At 65.2% G+C, this 16859-nt stretch carries 23 protein-coding genes; 21 read left to right on the top strand and 2 right to left on the bottom strand.

All coding sequences use genetic code 11. The annotated features are described in order from the left end of the window. Window positions 1–5: 5 nt before the first annotated feature. Together ACFQZZ_RS14990 and ACFQZZ_RS14985 are read left to right on the top strand one after the other, a co-directional pair. Window positions 6–938, top strand: a complete 933-nt coding sequence (locus ACFQZZ_RS14990) for a tyrosine-type recombinase/integrase (protein ID WP_378679876.1) — start codon at window positions 6–8, stop codon at window positions 936–938. 70 nt (window positions 939–1008) lie between these two features. Next, window positions 1009–1452 carry an HD domain-containing protein gene (locus tag ACFQZZ_RS14985; protein WP_378679873.1) on the top strand — a complete coding sequence of 148 codons (444 nt, stop codon included), beginning with the start codon at window positions 1009–1011 and terminating at the stop codon, window positions 1450–1452. An 83-nt stretch (window positions 1453–1535) separates the two neighbouring features. Here ACFQZZ_RS14985 and ACFQZZ_RS14980 read toward each other — a convergent pair whose 3' ends face one another. After that, window positions 1536–2015 (bottom strand): NUDIX hydrolase, encoded by a 480-nt coding sequence (locus tag ACFQZZ_RS14980; RefSeq protein ID WP_378679870.1) that lies wholly within the window; start codon window positions 2013–2015, stop codon window positions 1536–1538. A gap of 221 nt (window positions 2016–2236) precedes the next feature. On the opposite strand from ACFQZZ_RS14980, the gene ACFQZZ_RS14975 reads away from it, so the two are divergent. Next, entirely contained in the window at window positions 2237–2893 is a 657-nt protein-coding gene (locus ACFQZZ_RS14975; RefSeq protein WP_378679864.1) for an HAD family hydrolase, read from the top strand. On the opposite strand, the gene ACFQZZ_RS14970 is transcribed toward ACFQZZ_RS14975, so the two are convergent. Next, window positions 2890–3972 (bottom strand): hypothetical protein, encoded by a 1083-nt coding sequence (locus tag ACFQZZ_RS14970; protein WP_378679861.1) that lies wholly within the window; start codon window positions 3970–3972, stop codon window positions 2890–2892. The two genes, ACFQZZ_RS14975 and ACFQZZ_RS14970, sit on opposite strands and share 4 nt — an antisense overlap. A 348-nt stretch (window positions 3973–4320) precedes the next feature. Here ACFQZZ_RS14970 and ACFQZZ_RS14965 point away from each other — a divergent pair, with 348 nt between their 5' ends. The 18 genes from ACFQZZ_RS14965 to ACFQZZ_RS14880 all read left to right on the top strand — a co-directional run bounded on the left by ACFQZZ_RS14965 (window position 4321) and on the right by ACFQZZ_RS14880 (window position 16859). Beyond that, a complete protein-coding gene (locus ACFQZZ_RS14965; RefSeq protein ID WP_378679858.1) occupies window positions 4321–4545 on the top strand; it encodes a helix-turn-helix domain-containing protein in 225 nt (74 codons plus the stop codon). Then, window positions 4542–4817: a hypothetical protein gene (locus ACFQZZ_RS14960; protein ID WP_378679856.1), complete on the top strand. Its 276-nt coding sequence runs from the start codon at window positions 4542–4544 to the stop codon at window positions 4815–4817. Before ACFQZZ_RS14965 ends, ACFQZZ_RS14960 begins: the two co-directional genes overlap by 4 nt. A gap of 145 nt (window positions 4818–4962) precedes the next feature. Continuing rightward, complete coding sequence (locus ACFQZZ_RS14955; RefSeq protein ID WP_378679853.1) at window positions 4963–5304, top strand: hypothetical protein; 342 nt, start codon at window positions 4963–4965, stop codon at window positions 5302–5304. Further along, on the top strand, window positions 5301–5639 hold the full coding sequence (locus ACFQZZ_RS14950; protein WP_378679850.1) for a hypothetical protein: 339 nt from the start codon (window positions 5301–5303) through the stop codon (window positions 5637–5639). The genes ACFQZZ_RS14955 and ACFQZZ_RS14950 overlap by 4 nt, the downstream gene beginning before the upstream one ends. Then, window positions 5636–5929 (top strand): hypothetical protein, encoded by a 294-nt coding sequence (locus tag ACFQZZ_RS14945; protein ID WP_378679847.1) that lies wholly within the window; start codon window positions 5636–5638, stop codon window positions 5927–5929. The genes ACFQZZ_RS14950 and ACFQZZ_RS14945 overlap by 4 nt, the downstream gene beginning before the upstream one ends. Next, on the top strand, window positions 5926–6312 hold the full coding sequence (locus tag ACFQZZ_RS14940) for a hypothetical protein (RefSeq protein ID WP_378679845.1): 387 nt from the start codon (window positions 5926–5928) through the stop codon (window positions 6310–6312). Before ACFQZZ_RS14945 ends, ACFQZZ_RS14940 begins: the two co-directional genes overlap by 4 nt. Beyond that, a complete protein-coding gene (locus tag ACFQZZ_RS14935; RefSeq protein ID WP_378679842.1) occupies window positions 6309–7394 on the top strand; it encodes a hypothetical protein in 1086 nt (361 codons plus the stop codon). Before ACFQZZ_RS14940 ends, ACFQZZ_RS14935 begins: the two co-directional genes overlap by 4 nt. Next, window positions 7391–9406: a hypothetical protein gene (locus ACFQZZ_RS14930; RefSeq protein ID WP_378679839.1), complete on the top strand. Its 2016-nt coding sequence runs from the start codon at window positions 7391–7393 to the stop codon at window positions 9404–9406. Before ACFQZZ_RS14935 ends, ACFQZZ_RS14930 begins: the two co-directional genes overlap by 4 nt. A gap of 41 nt (window positions 9407–9447) precedes the next feature. Continuing rightward, entirely contained in the window at window positions 9448–10041 is a 594-nt protein-coding gene (locus ACFQZZ_RS14925) for a hypothetical protein (protein WP_378679836.1), read from the top strand. Between the two features lie 22 nt (window positions 10042–10063). Beyond that, the gene (locus ACFQZZ_RS14920) at window positions 10064–10714 is read left to right on the top strand and encodes a hypothetical protein (protein WP_378679833.1); all 651 of its coding nucleotides are present in this window, start codon (window positions 10064–10066) and stop codon (window positions 10712–10714) included. Between the two features lie 7 nt (window positions 10715–10721). Beyond that, on the top strand, window positions 10722–11090 hold the full coding sequence (locus ACFQZZ_RS14915; RefSeq protein WP_378679830.1) for a hypothetical protein: 369 nt from the start codon (window positions 10722–10724) through the stop codon (window positions 11088–11090). Window positions 11091–11117: 27 nt separating this feature from the next. Continuing rightward, the gene (locus ACFQZZ_RS14910) at window positions 11118–12923 is read left to right on the top strand and encodes a hypothetical protein (protein ID WP_378679827.1); all 1806 of its coding nucleotides are present in this window, start codon (window positions 11118–11120) and stop codon (window positions 12921–12923) included. A gap of 1 nt (window position 12924) precedes the next feature. Continuing rightward, entirely contained in the window at window positions 12925–13275 is a 351-nt protein-coding gene (locus tag ACFQZZ_RS14905) for a hypothetical protein (protein WP_378679824.1), read from the top strand. After that, on the top strand, window positions 13272–13628 hold the full coding sequence (locus ACFQZZ_RS14900) for a hypothetical protein (RefSeq protein WP_378679821.1): 357 nt from the start codon (window positions 13272–13274) through the stop codon (window positions 13626–13628). The genes ACFQZZ_RS14905 and ACFQZZ_RS14900 overlap by 4 nt, the downstream gene beginning before the upstream one ends. Further along, on the top strand, window positions 13628–14662 hold the full coding sequence (locus ACFQZZ_RS14895; RefSeq protein WP_378679818.1) for a toprim domain-containing protein: 1035 nt from the start codon (window positions 13628–13630) through the stop codon (window positions 14660–14662). The genes ACFQZZ_RS14900 and ACFQZZ_RS14895 overlap by 1 nt, the downstream gene beginning before the upstream one ends. 27 nt (window positions 14663–14689) lie before the next feature. Then, window positions 14690–15040 (top strand): hypothetical protein, encoded by a 351-nt coding sequence (locus tag ACFQZZ_RS14890; protein WP_378679815.1) that lies wholly within the window; start codon window positions 14690–14692, stop codon window positions 15038–15040. Between the two features lie 43 nt (window positions 15041–15083). Next, entirely contained in the window at window positions 15084–16013 is a 930-nt protein-coding gene (locus ACFQZZ_RS14885; protein WP_378679812.1) for a DUF2637 domain-containing protein, read from the top strand. A gap of 84 nt (window positions 16014–16097) precedes the next feature. Beyond that, entirely contained in the window at window positions 16098–16859 is a 762-nt protein-coding gene (locus ACFQZZ_RS14880; RefSeq protein WP_378679809.1) for a DUF5131 family protein, read from the top strand.

Genomic DNA, 16859 nt, shown 5'->3' with positions numbered 1-16859 from the left:
GCAGGATGGGGACCGCTTCGCTAGACGACATCCGTGAGTTGAAGGACGACTTCGCGACCGAGCTGAGGCGGAAGAACCGGGCCAAGAAGACGATCGATGTGTACCTCGTACACATCGGGTACTTCGCCGACTACCTGATCTCCAAGTCCCTCCCGACGGACGCGCCCGACATCACCAGGGACCACATCGGTGGGTACATCGAGACGTTGCTGGCTGGAAAGAATCGGCGGACGGGAGAGCCGCTCTCCCCGCAGTACGCGCGCAGTCAGTACCGAAGCCTTCAGCAGTTCTTCAAATACCTTGCGGCTGAAGAGATCATCGATGTCGACCCCTTCATCAAGCTGAGCCTGCCGGACGCGCCGGACAAGCTAGTTCCGGTGCCGACTGTCGAGGCGCTGCGAACGCTGCTCGAGGAGTGCTCCAGCACGGATTTTGTGTCGCGCCGAGACAATGCGATCATCCGTCTGTTTGCCGACACGGGCTGCCGCTGCGGCGAAGTCGCGAACCTCGCTGTTGACGATCTCGATTTCGAGGAGGACACCGCGCTGGTAGTTGGGAAGGGTGGTCGACCGCGATCGTCGCCCTTCGGCGACAAAACGCGGATCGCTCTGCGGCGCTATCTGCGTGCCCGCAGTCAACATCCGTTCGCGAAGAAGAGTGAGCGATTGTGGCTCGGCCGGCAAGGGCCGATGACCGATCACGGTATCCGACAGATGCTGGAGCGGCGTGCCCAAGCGGCCGGGATCGAGCACATTCACCCGCATATGCTTCGGCACTGGTTCGCCCACAACTGGCTCGCCAACGGCGGTCAAGAGCAGGACCTGATGATGCTGGCCGGATGGCGCTCGCGACAGATGCTCGACCGGTACGGCAAGTCTGTAGCAGACGAGCGAGCGAAGTCTGCCCACCGCCGCGCGCGACTCGGCGACAAGCTGTAAGAACGGACCTGACCATGGCTGAATTGCAGCCCCGTGCACGCCGTCGTGCATGGGCGATACCGTGAATGTCATGACTGACGATCTTGTCGCATGGGCCGAGCAGGTCGCCCGCGAGCAGCTTCGGGAGTCGCCTAGTCGGCTCAAGCACGTCGAGGGTGTCGCCCGGCAGTCGGAGCGGGTTGCTGATGCGGTCGACGACCCGGAATTGGTTGTCGCAGCGGCCTGGCTGTACGACATCGGGTACGGGCAGCGAATCGCCGCCGCAGGGTTCCATCCGGTTGACGGTGCGGAGCTTCGAGAGGCTCCGGGCGCGCCACGTCGGTTGTGTGCCCTGGTCGCCAACCATTCCTGCGCGCATGTCGAAGCGCCACCGGTCCGTGTCGCTGCCGTGGCCGGACGAGTGCACCGCGTTGCGAGACGCCTTGTGGTGGGCAGACATGACCACAACGCCGACAGGTGGCACGACCGACGTTCACCAACTTCTGGCCGAGGTGTGCGAGCGGTACGGACCTGACCACGTCGTCACTCGGTCGGCCACCGAGGCGGCGGCGGAGCTGCTGGAAGCAGTCGCTCGCATCGAGGCGTTGCGGCAAGCGGCTAGGTGAAGAACGGGCCGTCGGTCTGTTGGAGTCCGCGTTCGATTCGGAGGGCAATCGACGGGTGGATGTCCAACGTTGGGATGTCCTGCGGGGCGATCCACAGAACCTCTTTTGACTCTGAACTGGTGCGAAGGGTGCCACCAACGGGATCGGCGCTAAAGCAGATCGAGAATTCCTGTCGGACTTCGCCGTCGTCGTAGACGATGACATGGTCCGGGTTCGAGAAGATTCCGACCAGCCCGGAGACCTCGACGTCTACCCCCGTTTCCTCGCGAACCTCGCGAACCTCGCGAACGACGGCCGTGGTGACAGTTTCGCCCGCCTCGAGCCCGCCACCAGGTATCGAGTACTTGTCGTTGTCCGTACGCCGGATCATCAAGATCCGGCCCTCGTGATTTCGGACGAATGCGCTGACAGCCACCTTGATGCTGTTGGCCTCCGGCGCGTCCGGGTCGTGGAAGTAGTCGACGCGACTCATCCGCTTACCTTTCAGCCGTTGCATTCAGCCAGACGTGTTCGAAACTGGTCATGTAGGTCTCGAAAAGATCGCCTGCGGGCAGTTGACGCAGGTGCATCGCCGGGGCGTACGCCCCAGGCAAACCGTATGCGTGCATGAACCTACGACCGGATCATGTCTACAGACAAGTAGCCGATGAGCGTGTCGGTGGGTGGTCGGTGTGCACAGGTACGGTGGGGAGCGTGATTTCTGCTGTCGTCTTCGATGTTGGCGAAACGCTGGTCGACGAGACCCGCGAGTATGGAACGTGGGCAGACTGGCTCGGTGTGCCGAGGCACACTTTCGCCGCCGTATTTGGGGCGGTGATCGCCGCAGGCCTCGACTACCGGGAAACTTTCCAGGTCTTCCAGCCTGGATTCGACCTGGACCGGGAGCGCCAAGCGCGGGCTGATGCTGGAAAGCCGGAGTGGTTCGGCGAGGACGACCTGTATTCCGACGTCCGGCCGGCGCTAACCAAGTTGCGCGAGATGGGCGTTTGGGTCGGCATCGTCGGGAACCAGACGGTCCGCGCCGGAGGGCTGTTGCGTGGCCTCGATCTCCCGACTGACTTCATCGCGACCTCCGACGACTGGGGCATTCAGAAGCCTGCGCAGGGGTTCTTCGAAAAGACCATTGAGGCAGCGGGATTTCCGGCCGAGGAGATCGTGTACGTCGGCGACCGGATCGACAACGACGTGACTCCCGCTAAGAAGGCCGGCATGCGGACCGCCTACATCTTGCGCGGGCCGTGGGGCTGGATTCACCGCAACAAACAGGAGGTCGCGGACTTGTCCGATTGGCAAATCCGCGACCTGAACGAACTCTCGGGAATCGTTGCAGCCGAGAACGGTTCCAACTAACCGACGAACGAGCTGACGGTCGTATGCCAGTCGTACAACCGTTCATCGAGGCTGCGCACCGCCGGCAGAGAGTCCCACTGCCGCAACGATTGTCGAACAGTCTTGATCCGGTCCATCGCAGTCGCGTACCAGTTCCGGCCCACCGCATCGAGAGCTTCTTCGAGGAACTGGCACGCCCGTTCGGGATTGTTTTCGAGTATGGATGCCGCTGCGGCGTCCGAAAGGTAGATCGATCGCTGCTTGACCTCCTCCTCGGGTAGGTCGGACAGCACTTCCTCCAACGTCTCCCGCGCTTCCCGTCCGCGACCCGCGACCATCAGGGTGTTGCCTTTGAATCCCGCGAGACGGATCGGCGAGAACCAGTCCAGCCACGCTGGCGACGGCTGTGTCTCAGCGTCGTGTTCTTGATACGTCTCCTCGGCATGGTGGACCAGATTCAGCGCTCGGCGAGTATCACCGAACCTGGTCTCTACCTCTGCCTCGACCGCGTCAAGCCAGGCGACCATCTCAGCGTTCGCGCCGCCGCGGCGAGCAAACGCGCGTGCCGCCCGAATGCGTTCCCGAGCTTCCTCGGCTCGCGATGCGTCTCCTGAAAATGCGGGTGCGAACGCCATATGGGCGAGCGTGGCCGCGCCGAGGAGTGAGTCGCCGCCTTCGTGCGCGGCCTGGAGAGCGATTACGAAACTTGGTTGAGCGAGTTCCGGTTGTTGCAGGTCAAAGAACTCCAGCCGACCGGCGAGCAGGCTCGACTCCGAAAGCGCCTTGGCGAGAAGCGTTTTCGAGGCCCCCGTAAGTTGCGGAAGTAGTTCGAGGCCGAGCTGCGCATGCTCGGCCACCGATCGGTGGAGTCTGGCGGCAGGGACAGCCCAGTACAGATGACGGTGGGACACGGTGATGGTCATGAAGTCGGTGGCTACCGATGACGGCAGCGACGGGGGCGTGGCACCGAAGATCCGTTGACCTATCGCATGGTTCGCATCGGCACTGCCGACGCGTCCGCTCTGCGAGCTTGAAGCCTCGGGTGACCATGGCGGTGTAAATCCCAGCTCAGTTATGGGCCGCTTGAACAACGTTTCCAAGGCAGTTGCGTGCTCTGGGTGGGGCCACGGGGGCTCGGTTGACTCCCAGCGGCGAACGGTGCGGGATGAGACCTCAACACGGAGTCCGATCGTCCGTGCGGTCTCGGTAACGGCGTCGGCGAGAGCGGCCTGGGATCGGTAGCCAAGTGCCTGGCGTGCCGCCCGAAGTGCGGCGTTCCCTGAAGTCGACATACGCCCATTCTAGTCCTTAAGCCGGACATCAGTATCCATTGGGGCCATGAATCGGCCATTCAATGTCCCCTTGCGTGTCCTCGTGATGTCCCTTTATCGGCCAGATCATTCAGGTAGAGCAATTTCCCCCCGTTTCTACCAAAGGAGTGATCTCCGTTGACCATCAGTACGCAACAGCCGGTTGAGGCACCAAAAGATCTCATCAACCTCAGGACTGCCGCGGCGCTTGTCGCCGTGGATGTGAAGACCATCAAGAACTGGATCAAGGCCGGGGACCTTCAGGGCTTCCTTGTGAACGGCCGCATGTGGCGAGTACAGCGGGATGAGCTGCTGGGCCTTGTACGGCCTGCCGCCCTCAGCGACTCGGAGGGCGTGGCATGAGTACCCCCTCGGAACGCACGTTGCAGGCGCGGATTGCTGCACACGCGTCGTGGGCAAAGACCCCGGACCGCGCTGCTCGGACCAAGAAGGCCCGCGAGGCTCTGCTGACCAAGTTTGACCGGTTGGTGGACCCGGACGGTCTGCTCAGCCCTGAAGAGCGTGCATATCGCGCCAATCAGGCCCGCAAGGCGCACTTCACCCGACTGGCGCTGAATTCCGCGCAGTCTCGCCGTCGGCGTTGCCAGAACCAGCACAAGGGTGGGGCAGCGTAATGCGCGCCCGGACGTTCGGCCTGGCTGTCGGTGCGGTCGCGGTCGGATATCTAGTGCTCACTGCTCCCGAGGTTGTCGGGTTCACGGTGATGGTGCTGGGTGCGGTCGCGTTGTGGCGTGGTTCGCGTCGGCGGGGGTTTCGGCGATGAGCACGAATGAGCCGCCGCATGATCCGGCTGATCTGCTGGATGAGTTGGACGCGATCATCCGTGAGCAGGAGCTGTTGCAGGCGCGGACGACGGCGTTGCAGGCCCGCTACAAGTCGTTGGAGGCCCAGGCCGACCGTTACGACAAGGGCTACGAAGAGTTCGGCAGCGTCAATGTCAAATGGACGGCGAATAACGTCGGCGCCGCGGCCCGCGGGATGACCGCGCCGCTGACGTGGTCTCAAGCCGCGCGGGGGTTGGCGGAGAAGATCCGCGAGTACCCACAGCGCGAGCGCGAGCTGTCCGATCGGTCGCAGGTTGATCGGGGGCGGTCACGGTGAGCCGCGATTGGCGTGACGCCCCGCTGCCGAGCTACCCGGTTCCGCATGTCGACCGCAGCCGGACCAGTTCCACAGCGTTGCATTCGATGTCCGGCCCGGAGTTCACCGGTACCGGTGCGGTCTATTCCCCGCTGGGGCTGCTGCCCCCGGTACTGCGGATGGCTGCGTTCGTGGTGCTGCTCCTGATCGCGATGGGTGGATGCACCGCTGCGTGGATTGATCTTCAGGACTACACGCCGTCGCCGAACATCTGCCGATCCGCGAACTCCGGTGTGCCGCCGGAGAAGTCGGGGTCGTGTGTTCCTGCGTCGCAGGTTCCGGAGGTGCGGCGATGAGTGCACCGGACCGAAGCCAGGAGCGGGCACGTCTGGAGGCCGAGCTTGAACGCTTGGACCTTGCGCATGACGTGCTGTCCGACATCGTGCTCGCCGTTGCTGAGGTGTCGGAGGCGAAGGGGTGGCGCGACAACGAGTTCGAAATGTCGAGGAACCAGCACGTCAAAGACACCAGCGAGGAAGTCCACGCGGAGCGGATGGTGGTGTTCGACCGCCTGCGGGATATCGCCGCCGCCGAGCGGGATCGTGACCTGCGGAGGAGTTCCCGCCAGATCGAGCGATCGCGATGAGCAAATACCTCGATCCAGACGGCGAACGGCACGGCATCCCGACATGGCCGTGGAGGTTGGCGCCGCAGCATCTGCGGACCTGGCGTCAGCTCAGGCGCGAGGGACAGCGGCCTGGGGGCGCGTACGAGGGCCAGGTGCTGCGTGGGAGCGGAACGACACGCAAGGCGTACCTGTACGACGCGGAATCGGCTGTGCCTATACGGGTTTCGACTGACGCGCAGTTGGAGGCGTTGCAGCTGGCGCGGTGGACGCGGTCGGCGCTCGCGGCTGAGCGCCGCGGAATCGATGCCAGCGATATGCGCGAGGTGATCGAGCAGGCCCGCGCCGACATCACCGCCCGCCGCGCCCAGTCGCGCGATCAGGGAAGGGAGCGAAGCCGATGAACCGCAATACGAAGAAGCCGCTGAAGGGCCGCTACGAGGATCTGGAAGTCCAGTATCAAGACCAGATCATCATCGGTCTGCGTGGTAGCGGTGCGACCTATCGGGAGATCGCCCGAACGTTGGGGGTCACCGCGCGGACAGTTGAGAACTGTCTCGGTGAGATCAGCGCCTTGCACGGTGCGGGTCGCAGTCTGGATCAGATCAGTCGGATAGTAGGGCTGCCGCGCAGCACCGCGCACGAGATCATCGGCACCGCGCGCCCGCAGTCGACGGCGACGAAAACCGCTGTCTTGGCGGCGTTGTCGGACATGCACGGGATGCAGGTCGATGTCGTCGGTTGGTTCCTCGGGATGGAACGCAACCATGTCTACAGCCTGCTCCGGGATCTGGTCGACGCCAAGCATGTCTACGAGTTGCAGCAGGTGCAGCCCGGGGAGAAGTGGGCGGTACCGACCCGGGTTACCGCGGCGAAGTATTTGGGGTGGCGGCCGAAGGATTGGCAGCCGAAACCGATGTTCGCCGAGCATTACCGCGCGGTCGCGCAGTCGCGGGTGATGTTGGTCGGGTCTGACTCCGGGTTGTGGGTGTCAGAGCGCACGTTGCGGCACCGGATCGGGAAAACCGCCGGCGCCAAGCGCGGCAGCGAGGTCGAGGTATCGACCGGTCGGGAGCCGATGCCGGGTCGCCCTCACGCACACGACGGCCGGTTCCTCGGCGTGGTGAGGGGCCGCCACGGCTGGTGGGCGCTGGAAGTCGAGTTGTCGGAGAAAAACCCCGACTACATGGACATCGCGTTGAAAGGCGCGATCCGCACCGCCCGCGACAGCACCGACGAACCGATGGTCGGAGTGCTGTATCTGTGCCGCACCGCCGGGGTCGCCGACAACGTCGATGCCGCGTCGAAAAGGTTGCCGGACAAAGAGTTCGGTGACGCGTTGGAGCTGGAGTTGGTGATCCGCGACTTCGACGCCGAATGGGCGAAGTTCCTCACCCGCTACGCCGCGCTGCGTGAAGCCAAGAAGGCCGCGAGCTCGAATCGCCGCCGTCGCACGCTCATTCATCTCTCCCAGGAAGCGTCATGACCAACCAGAACTGCCAACCCATCCTCACCGCCTCCGACTGCGATCCGCTCGGCACCGCCACCATGCCAACATCTCCGGTCGACCCGGCGGCGCCGACAACCGCGCCGGAACCGTCGGGAGCGCTGTTCCCGGAAGCACCGCCGATCAAGCACCTGGACGGCATCGACTTGCCGGACTTGTCGGTCGTCACCCACGGCGTCGGTACCGCGACGGTGATCGGGGTGGTTGTGGTGGCGATGCTGGTCATGATCGTGGCTGTTGCTTACCGGTGGCCGTTGGCGCCGCATCGGTTGCGTAACTTCGCGATCGCGTCGCTGTTGATGCCCGCCACCTCAGCACTGGCCGGTGGTTCATGGTCGGTGCCCGCGGCGCTGCTGTGGAGCGGAGCAGCGCGCGTTGTCGATGGTGATCTGTCCGGGTTGCGCGCGATGCTCGCGCTCGGGGTGCCTTTCGCGGCGTTGACCGCGACGTATCTGTGGGCGAAGTTCGTGCACAAGACCCACACCGTCGGGTTGAAGTCGCTCGGTCGCACCGAACGGGTCAAGGACGCGATGCTGGTCCGCAAGTTCGCTCGCGCCGCGGACGCCGCGAAACATGGTGCGCCCTACAGCGTCGGCGACAGCATCGTGCTCGGTCCGCTCGCCGACCGCACCACAGCCAAACCGGCCGGGTTGTGGCGGGAGCTGACCTCGCATCATCAGCAGTGGGTGGCGATCCCGCACAAGCAAGCCAAACGGCACCTGGCGGTGGTCGGGACCACTGGTTCGGGCAAGACCGAGCTGATCAAACGCTACTTCGTCGGGCTGCTCGACTACGAGTGGCGGGCGTGGCAGCAGTGGAAAGACGTGCCCGCGATGCGCCGCAAGCATCCCCGCCCGCTGACGGTGCTCATCTCCTGCAAGGGCGGCCAAGACGACAAAGACCTCGGCATCGAGGTCCGTGACTACGCCGTCCGGAAGGGGATCGAACCGTCCCGGATCGCGATGGTGATGCCGGGTGTCGATCGGCTGAACCTGTGGGACAGCATGCCCGCCCGCGACCAGCGTGCGGTGGTCGGGGACATGCTCAACGCGGGCGGCGCCGCTACCAGTGAAGGCCAGCATTTCGACGAGATGCGCCGTCGCATCGTGTCTTTGGTGATCGACGCTCCGGTCGGGCCGCCGCGTTCCTCGGCGGAGTTCCTGGCGCGGCTGGATGCGAAGACGTTGCTCGACATCTGGGGCGAGGACCCGCAGGTGAAGCGCATGGTGACCGCGTTGCAGGCGGAGAAGGTCCCGCAGATCGACGACATGTTGATCAAGGCCAGCAACCTGTTCGACCTGTTGCAGGACCACGACGGCCGGTTCGTGTTCGACGGCGGTAAAGACCTCGATGACATCGACGTCCTGTACGTGACGGTGCCCGGGATGGACAAGGACGCCGCCCGCGCCCAGGTCTCAGCCATCTTGCGGATGGTGATGCTGCGCGCCGGACGCACCGCCAAGGACCAGCGCCGCAGCGTCAGCGTGATCATCGACGAGGCATCCGCGACCACCACCCGGCAAGGCGCCATCGACCTGACCGACGTGTGCGAACGCGGCCGGTCCCAAGGTGTCGCCCTGCTGTTCGCCGCCCAATCCCAAGAAGGTCTCGCCGCGGATGCGTGGTCGTTGAATCGGCTGCTCAAGGCGTGCGCGGGTGGGGTGTTGCTCGGCTACAACGAGAACGCCGGAGACCTCTGCAAACACGTCGGGTCGTTGCGCGAAATGCTGCCGTCGCGGCACCTGATCAAAGGCCAGCGCCACGGCGACGAGGGCCAGGTCTCGGTTGGGGAGAAGTGGCTTGTCGACCCGGATGTGTTGCGGCAGCTCGACACCGGTGACTTCGTCTACGCCCGCGGCCGACGCGCCCAATGGGGCCGCGTAGTGCCCGTCGATCCCACCGGCCTGCACCCAATGCCGGGCACACCAGCCGCCGAAGCCGAAAAGGCCGCCGCGAAGACCAAGACCGCCGGCGCCGGCGCCGCCGCGTGACCAACCCCCGATTTCACCGATCCGATTGTGAGGCAACACCTATGCGCATCATCCGCGACAACCACGACCACAACGACGAGAACGAACCCGACGAAGGCCGCGTGCCGACCGAGCCGAAAGCGATCGGCGACATCCTCGGCGACGAGTTCGAGGACTACCTCAAAGACGTCATCGCAGCAGCCGACAACCCGCCGCCCGACCACTGGCCGCCGCCAGCGGAAACCGGACAACCGCAACGGCCCGCGCTGCGCCTGGTCAAGACCGACACCGACGTGACCGATCCCGTCCTCACCGCAACCGACAGCGAGGCCCGCGGCCGGACGATCCGTCGCAGCGCTGGAGCTTCCTCTTTTGTGGTTGCTCTCGCCGTGACCGCGGGGTGGGGTGAGCCGTTTCTTGTCGCTGGCCCGATCGGAGCTTATGGCGCGGGCTGGCTGGCCTACCTGTGGTGGAACGCCGCGCTGCGCCCGAGCATCCCGCAGGTTCTCACGACTGTCACCAGCGGTATCGGGCACGCCGTCGCCGCTATCGCGACCGCGATCGTCGCGGTGTTCCGCGCCCTGCTTACCGGCATCGACACCGCCCGCACCCGGCACGAAACCAACCGCACCGCACAGGCTTCCCCGTCCCTGTAACCACGAAAGGAATCGAATCATCATGAACCGCAAAGACATTCGACACGCCGCTATCGGCATGGCTGCCGGTGTGAGCGTGTTCGCGGCGCTGTACGCACTCGTTGAGTTCGACCCTTTGGACGATATCGCCGAGAGCGGCGCCCGACGCAGGCTCACCTCCGAGGAACGCGCCGAGCTGGACCGTATCGCCGCCGAGCAGGCGGTACTGCGCGAGAAGTGCCACGCGCAGTATGAGCAGCGGCGCCAGGAGCGCGACGCCGAGGCCGCCCGGTACGCCGCTGGGTTCTGTCCGGAGTGGCTGAGCACACCCGGTGCGGTGAGCAGCCCGCAGGAGCTGGCCTTGCCGGACCTGGTGTGCGAGATCGAGCCCGCCGAGAAGTCCTACCGGTGCGGAGGCCCCAATATGCATGGCTGGTATCGGCATCGCGAAGCCCTGTTCATGGACTTCAGGGAGCGTCGCAACAACTGGGAGGCGCGCTACAAGGTCTCGCGGCCGGACCGGATGCGACTCGATATCGCGGCCAAACGCATCGACGAGGCCCGTTCGCGGCCGTTCGCGGTCAATCCGCCGCCGTTGATGGCACCGGATTTCGGCGACTTCCCCCCGTACCCGGACTTCACCAGCTCCGATGCCGCCGACCAGACCGCCAGCGCGACCACCACCGAGGAGTGACTACCCCATGTCCGACAACACGAACGAGCCGATCCTGCCAATCCCATCGGACCTGTACCGGGAGATGGCGGGCGTCTACGACCGGATCAATCAGGTGCGTGACGCGCTGATACGCCTTCGCGAGCCCTACTTCGATCTGGAGGCGACCCCCCAGTCGCTGGCCGTGGACAACCTCGGCGAACCGACAACACCCACCAAAGCGACCGCTGTCGTTCTCGGCGAACTCCTCATCGCGAGCGCCTACCTGGATCGGGTCGAGGCAGCGATCGACCGGGCACGCCAGCCCGCGAACCGGTTGAAGCTCACCGACCAAGCCGACCAACACCGCGAACGACAACTCGCCGAGCAGCGCCCGCGGACCGAACGCACCCGATAACCCCTAACCCTGAAAGGAACACTTGTCATGTCCGAAATGGACGAGATCGGCCGCGACACCGGCCGCACCTTCCGCGAAATCATCAACGTCGCCCGCGGCTGGATCCACCAGCACCGCACCACCCACCGCACCGACGCAGTCCGCAAACTCACCCGCAAAGAGCGCCGTGACCTTGCTGAAGCCGTGCGCGTGCAGGTCGGCGAGGAGCGGATCGCTGCGGCGTGGTTCACCAAGCGCGTCAACGACTACCAGCGTGAAGCCGCCACCAGCCAGGAACGTTTGACCCCTGACAGCAGTGTGGACGAGTGGATGCGAAGCTCCGAGCGACTCAACGGGATTCGCTACTCGATCGAATCCACCCTGCATTCCACAGCGCTGTCGCTGGAGCATCGCGGGCAAGTAGTCCAGGCGCTCGATGCGGTCGAAGCCGACCCAGGCACGCGAGTGGAGAAGGTGTTCCCGCAGTTGGACGCCGAGACCGCGATCGAAGCGCGCGCGACGGCGGTGCACTCCGAACAGTGGGTGGCCCGCGAGCAGGCACGCAACGAACGCATCCTCGCCGAGCAGCGCGCCGCGGCCGAGCGGCGAGCCAACCCGATTCCGCACCTCACCGCCGAGAACGCTGAACTGCGCAGGCGCATCAGCGAACTTGAGCAGCAGAGCAGCTCTCCGCAGCCGACACAGCGCAGGACTGATGGGGGTAAGCAGTTCGTAGTGCTCGTGGGCCCGTCCAGCGTGGTCCCGCTGGAGGGCCATGAATCGGCGGCCGTCCCGCATGCCGACCGGCCGCGGGTACAGGATTTCGCCACTCGTGAGGAGGCGTATGCGTGGACGTTGAACCAGCTCGACACCTACCGCGACACCAGCAGCCGCCGGGCGGAGGACTTCACCGCGAACATCCGCGACCGCAACGTCAGTGACGGCGGTCAGAGAGTGGATGGGCCGATCGGCATGGTTACCGACGAGGTCCGGGAGCTGTATCAGGATCACCGCCACCGGAACCGAAGTGAACAACCACAGCCACAGGAGGACCGTACGCGTCCCGCCGCCGCGCAGGAGGCGCCGGTTGATGCGCGGATCGCCGAGATCGAGAAGCAGCTGCGGGAGATGTCGGAGGACCGTGACCGGTTCGCGAGCCGGGTTGGGGTGTTGCAGCGCGGTCTGGACGCGGTCACCGCCGACCGGGACGGGATGAAGACGAAACTTGAAGCCGCGACCGGGCAGATCGAGGAATTGAAGGTCCGCAATGTTCGTCTCGCCGCCGAGATCGGGCAAGTAGCCGACCGCCCAGGCATGGAAGCGGTTGCCGCGGAACGGGATCGCTACAAGCGCGAACGCGACGAAGCTGTCGCGAAGCTCGCTCAGGCCACCCCTGAACACGAGCGGTATGGCAGCCGCACCCGCAACCCCTCACGTGATGGTCACCGCGGCGGCCCTGATGTCGACGGAGCCCGCGCGGTGCGGGAGGCGCATGAGCGGATCGCTAACACGGCAGCCGCTCAGCGCGGGAAGTCATCCGACCCCATCACCGACCGGTTGGTCGCCAAGAACTTGGCCGACGCCGGGTTCGACGCCGACCCCGAGGTTATTGCGCGCCAGGTGCGTGCCCTCGCCGAGGGCGGGTCACCCGAGAAGGTGCGTGAGGCCGAGCAGTTTGTTGATTGGTGGGGCCGCGGCGGCGCTGATGCGTATCGCGCCGAGATGGATAAGCGGCGCCAGGCTGAGCGGCAGGGCGATACCCAGGCGTGGTCTCGGGAGGACCGCGACGACGCCCGCGGTTACGAGCGCAACGGAAACGGTCAGCCGCGCAACGGGATCGAACGGAGCCGGTGACATGGAGAAAGAGCACGAAGAAGCCATGCGCACCGACTACACCACGTATGTCGAGCTGGGCCGGCAGATGTACCAGCCTTCGACCAGCGACGCTGAGATCCAGCTCATCGACCTGCAACAGCAGATCTTGGCAGACCGGTGGGAGGCCGGTCCACACGCCGAGCACTGGAACTACCTCGACGACGCCCACGAGGACTGGCGGCGGGCGCCGGACACGATGCGCCGGTTCATGGACAACATCGACCACAACGACGGATACGGGGTCAGCGAGGTGGAGCGTCGCAGCCAGCAGCAAGCTCGCACGCTGACCGATCACGACCGGCCGCGACCAGGGATCGAGCGGGGGCGATGACGATGCACATCGAGCACGAAGAAGCGATGCGCGAGGCATACACCGAACTAGACCGCTTGAAGGACATGGTGTTTCGGCCCGAGGCGACGGAGGCCGACATTCACCGCCTCTACACCGACGGCGCCGCGATCGACCAGGGCTGGCACTACGGCCCACACAGTGAGCACTGGAACTTCCTCAAAGAAGCACACGCACGGTGGGCCAGCGAGCCGGAGGTGATGCGCCGGGCGTTGACCGACTCCTACCAGAGCGGCGGACTCGACAGTGTGGCGCGGCGCAGCGTCATTCAGGCGGGTTTGCTGTCGGGTGCTCACCCGTGCCGACCCGCGATCGAGCGGGAGCGTGAGCGGTGATGGAGCCTCAACCACCGCAAGGCCGTTCGTGGGAGATCGTCACCTCGGCGTTGGATCGTGCGATGGGTCCGGGCAAGGGTTCGCCGTCGGGATGGGTGCGGTATCTGTGCCCGGTGCACGAGGGCGACGGGCGCCACCACAACCCGTCGCTGGGGGTGCGATACGACTCGAAGCAGGCCAAAACGATCGTGCGGTGCTTCGCCGCCAACGGTTGCGATGACGAGGAGGTATTGGCGCGGGTCGGGTTACGGGTCCGCGACATGTTCGACCGGCTACCTGAACGCGCCCGCATCACCAATGGTTCTGCTCGCCGGTCCTTCGGGGCCGGCGGGCGGCCCGCCCGCCCCCAGCAGGAGCCGCAGATCGTGTCGCCGGTCGAGAAAGCGATCCTGGCCGCACGGTTCCCGATCCTGAACAAACCCGACCTCGGCGTGGCGATCGGCCGCCCGGAAACCGTGGATTCCTACATCTACCGGTGGCCCAACGGGCGGATCGAGGGCGCGGTGCACCGCGTGCACACCCCGCACGAACACGGGCACGCCAAATCGTTCTGGCAGGCCCATTGGACCGGGAACCGGTGGGAGCGTACGGGTTTCGCGCCGATCCCGTGGAAGCTCGCCGACATCCGGGAAGCCCTCGACACCGGCCGGGAAATCCTGGTGTGCGAGGGCGAGAAGGACGTGCAACGCGCGAACCAGGCCGGGTTGATCGCGACCTGCAACGCGATGGGCGCCGGGTCCTGGACATCCGAACATGCGCGTTGGCTGGCCGGAGCGGCCCGGGTGATCGTGGTCGCCGACCGCGACCGGCCCGGCTACCGGCATGCGGCGAAGGTCGCCGAAACCCTCGCAGGGCGGGTCGGTGAGGTCCGAGTCTTGCAGGCCCGCAACGGCAAGGACCTGTCCGACCACTTCGACGCCGGATACCAGCTCGAAGACCTCGCACCGGTCCACTACCTCGATCGACCACAACCACAGCAACAGCAACAGCAACAGCGGTTTCGACCGTCAGTGAGCCGAACCCGAAGCCGCTGAACAGACCACAACGAAGGGACACACCCCGTGAACACCCCGACCCCCGACCCTCGCGCAATCCGCGACCGCGCCCAGCAACTCAAGCGTGAGGTGTTCAACGCCACCGCCGCGGCGAACAACCCTGACATGGCCTACCCCGACTGGCCCGACGACGTGCCCTTGCCCGACCTCGCTCACCGCGAGGACACCAGCGAGGCCGCCTACTACCAGTACCTCGCCGAGCATCGCGAGTACCTAGAACGCGACACCGAATTCCGAAACGGCTACGAGCTCCTGGACTGGCTCACCGCGGAGGGCGCCGACCTGCGCGACTACCAGACCTGGAGCTGCGACCCGGAAGAGCCGCTGCGCCGCAGCGACCGCCACCGCAGCCGCTGAGTCGTCCCTCCACCGATCGCACTCCGAAAGGAACACCCAAATCATGGTCGAGAACGTGATCGGTGCGCAGCCGGTGCACAGCAATGACGCTGCGCACCGCAGCGCACCAGACGATGCACCGACCGGTGCGCGGACACCCGAAGAGGTATCGGCGATCCGGTTCTTCTGGGGCGAATTGTTGTTGGTCGCAGCGATGTCGATCGGCGGGAACATCGTGCACGCCTGGATGAACGCACCGGAGGACAAGAAGCTGGTAGCGGCATTCGTGGCCAGCTTCCCGCCGATCGCGTTGCTCGCAGCAACCCACGGCGTCGGCTTGCTCGTGCGAGCTCAACGCAAGGCACGGATCGCCTACTGGGCTGTTGTCGCACTTACAGCGGCGATCGCAGGGATCGCGTTCCGGCTTTCATTCGACGCGCTGAAAGAGTTGTCCATCCAGGTCGGGATGAGCGAAGAACTGGCATGGCTGTTCCCGCTGATCGTCGACGGCGCGATCGGACAGGCCACCGTCGCCCTACTGGTCCTGGCACGCACCGACCGCACCGCACCCGAACCGGTGGTGCGCACCGAACCGCAACCGGTGCACGCGCCCGAACCGGTACGCACCGTCTCGGTGCGCGAGGTCCACACCGAGACCCTGTCGACCACCAGCGAACTCACCGCCCACCGCAGCCAGGCGGAGCTGGAAGGCGGTCCGCCGATCCAGATCAACGCCGCTGCGCACCAGCTACGCACCGACTCGGTGCACACCATCGACCAGTGGACCGCGGTCGCCGAGCAGGTGTGCAGCACTGACCCGGCGGGGCGCCGCGATCCCGACACCGTTGCTGCGATCTTGCGGTTGCGACATGAGGAAGGCTGGTCGCACGCGCAGATCGCCGATCGGTTTGAGGTCAGCAAGTCGTCGGTGACTCGAACGCTGGCGGCAGCTCAAGAACATGCCAATTCGATTGGGACGGGGGAGCGGTGTTGAGGAAGGAGTCACACGACGAAACGTGTGGGGCTACGAATACGAACGGTGTCGACGTAGTGTCAACAAGATTCGGGAGGAGGTGTCATGTCGGACAAGTCAGCCATCGAATGGACTGAGGCGACGTGGAACCCGGTCACGGGCTGCGACCGAGTATCGGCTGGCTGCGACCATTGCTACGCGATGGTCCTGGCGAAACGCTTGAAATCCATGGGGGCGGAGAAGTATCAGCGTGATGGTGACCCTCGCACCTCTGGTCCAGGGTTCGGGGTGACGATTCACCCGCAGGCGTTGGATGTGCCGCGGAAATGGCGGGCGCCGCGGGTGGTGTTCGTCAACTCGATGTCGGACCTGTTTCATGCCAAGGTCCCGGTTGGTTTCGTCCGTGATGTGTTCGACGTTATGCGCGAGACGCCCCAGCACACCTATCAGGTGTTGACGAAGCGTTCACTGCGGTTGAAGAGGCTCGCCGGTTCGCTGGAGTGGCCGGCCAACGTGTGGATGGGGGTGTCGGTGGAAAGTACCGAGTACCTCGACCGCGTCGACCATTTGCGGGAAGTGCCTGCCGCGGTGCGGTTTCTATCGTGTGAGCCGTTGCTCGGTCCACTGGACGGGCTGAAGCTCGACCGGATCGGATGGGTCATCGCTGGCGGAGAATCTGGTGTCGGTCACCGGCCGATGGACCCGGAATGGGTTCGCGATATTCGAGATACCTGTCAGGGCTCTAACGTGCCGTTCTTCTTCAAACAATGGGGCGGCCGGACACCCAAGACCCTGGGGCGAGAGCTGGATGGCCGGTTGTGGGATGAGATGCCACACCCCCCGGATCGGTTGCCGATTCCGGTCTAA

Origin of the sequence: Nocardia sp. GCM10030253 (assembly GCF_042675075.1) — a bacterium.
Lineage (GTDB): Bacteria > Actinomycetota > Actinomycetes > Mycobacteriales > Mycobacteriaceae > Nocardia.
The sequence above is the reverse complement of the archived record's forward strand: the minus strand, read 5'-3'. Positions and strand labels throughout refer to the sequence as shown.

What these genes read in the sequence shown, in the direction of transcription:
- ACFQZZ_RS14985 (WP_378679873.1), top strand. Translation starts at nt 1,009, where the DNA reads ATGACTGACGATCTTGTCGCATGGGCCGAGCAGGTCGCCCGCGAGCAG.
- ACFQZZ_RS14960 (WP_378679856.1), top strand. Translation starts at nt 4,542, where the DNA reads ATGAGTACCCCCTCGGAACGCACGTTGCAGGCGCGGATTGCTGCACAC.
- ACFQZZ_RS14925 (WP_378679836.1), top strand. Translation starts at nt 9,448, where the DNA reads ATGCGCATCATCCGCGACAACCACGACCACAACGACGAGAACGAACCC.
- ACFQZZ_RS14935 (WP_378679842.1), top strand. Translation starts at nt 6,309, where the DNA reads ATGAACCGCAATACGAAGAAGCCGCTGAAGGGCCGCTACGAGGATCTG.
- ACFQZZ_RS14880 (WP_378679809.1), top strand. Translation starts at nt 16,098, where the DNA reads ATGTCGGACAAGTCAGCCATCGAATGGACTGAGGCGACGTGGAACCCG.
- ACFQZZ_RS14955 (WP_378679853.1), top strand. Translation starts at nt 4,963, where the DNA reads ATGAGCACGAATGAGCCGCCGCATGATCCGGCTGATCTGCTGGATGAG.
- ACFQZZ_RS14895 (WP_378679818.1), top strand. Translation starts at nt 13,628, where the DNA reads ATGGAGCCTCAACCACCGCAAGGCCGTTCGTGGGAGATCGTCACCTCG.
- ACFQZZ_RS14910 (WP_378679827.1), top strand. Translation starts at nt 11,118, where the DNA reads ATGTCCGAAATGGACGAGATCGGCCGCGACACCGGCCGCACCTTCCGC.
- ACFQZZ_RS14990 (WP_378679876.1), top strand. Translation starts at nt 6, where the DNA reads ATGGGGACCGCTTCGCTAGACGACATCCGTGAGTTGAAGGACGACTTC.
- ACFQZZ_RS14945 (WP_378679847.1), top strand. Translation starts at nt 5,636, where the DNA reads ATGAGTGCACCGGACCGAAGCCAGGAGCGGGCACGTCTGGAGGCCGAG.
- ACFQZZ_RS14915 (WP_378679830.1), top strand. Translation starts at nt 10,722, where the DNA reads ATGTCCGACAACACGAACGAGCCGATCCTGCCAATCCCATCGGACCTG.
- ACFQZZ_RS14980 (WP_378679870.1), bottom strand. Translation starts at nt 2,015, where the DNA reads ATGAGTCGCGTCGACTACTTCCACGACCCGGACGCGCCGGAGGCCAAC.
- ACFQZZ_RS14930 (WP_378679839.1), top strand. Translation starts at nt 7,391, where the DNA reads ATGACCAACCAGAACTGCCAACCCATCCTCACCGCCTCCGACTGCGAT.
- ACFQZZ_RS14940 (WP_378679845.1), top strand. Translation starts at nt 5,926, where the DNA reads ATGAGCAAATACCTCGATCCAGACGGCGAACGGCACGGCATCCCGACA.
- ACFQZZ_RS14900 (WP_378679821.1), top strand. Translation starts at nt 13,272, where the DNA reads ATGACGATGCACATCGAGCACGAAGAAGCGATGCGCGAGGCATACACC.
- ACFQZZ_RS14905 (WP_378679824.1), top strand. Translation starts at nt 12,925, where the DNA reads ATGGAGAAAGAGCACGAAGAAGCCATGCGCACCGACTACACCACGTAT.
- ACFQZZ_RS14885 (WP_378679812.1), top strand. Translation starts at nt 15,084, where the DNA reads ATGGTCGAGAACGTGATCGGTGCGCAGCCGGTGCACAGCAATGACGCT.
- ACFQZZ_RS14920 (WP_378679833.1), top strand. Translation starts at nt 10,064, where the DNA reads ATGAACCGCAAAGACATTCGACACGCCGCTATCGGCATGGCTGCCGGT.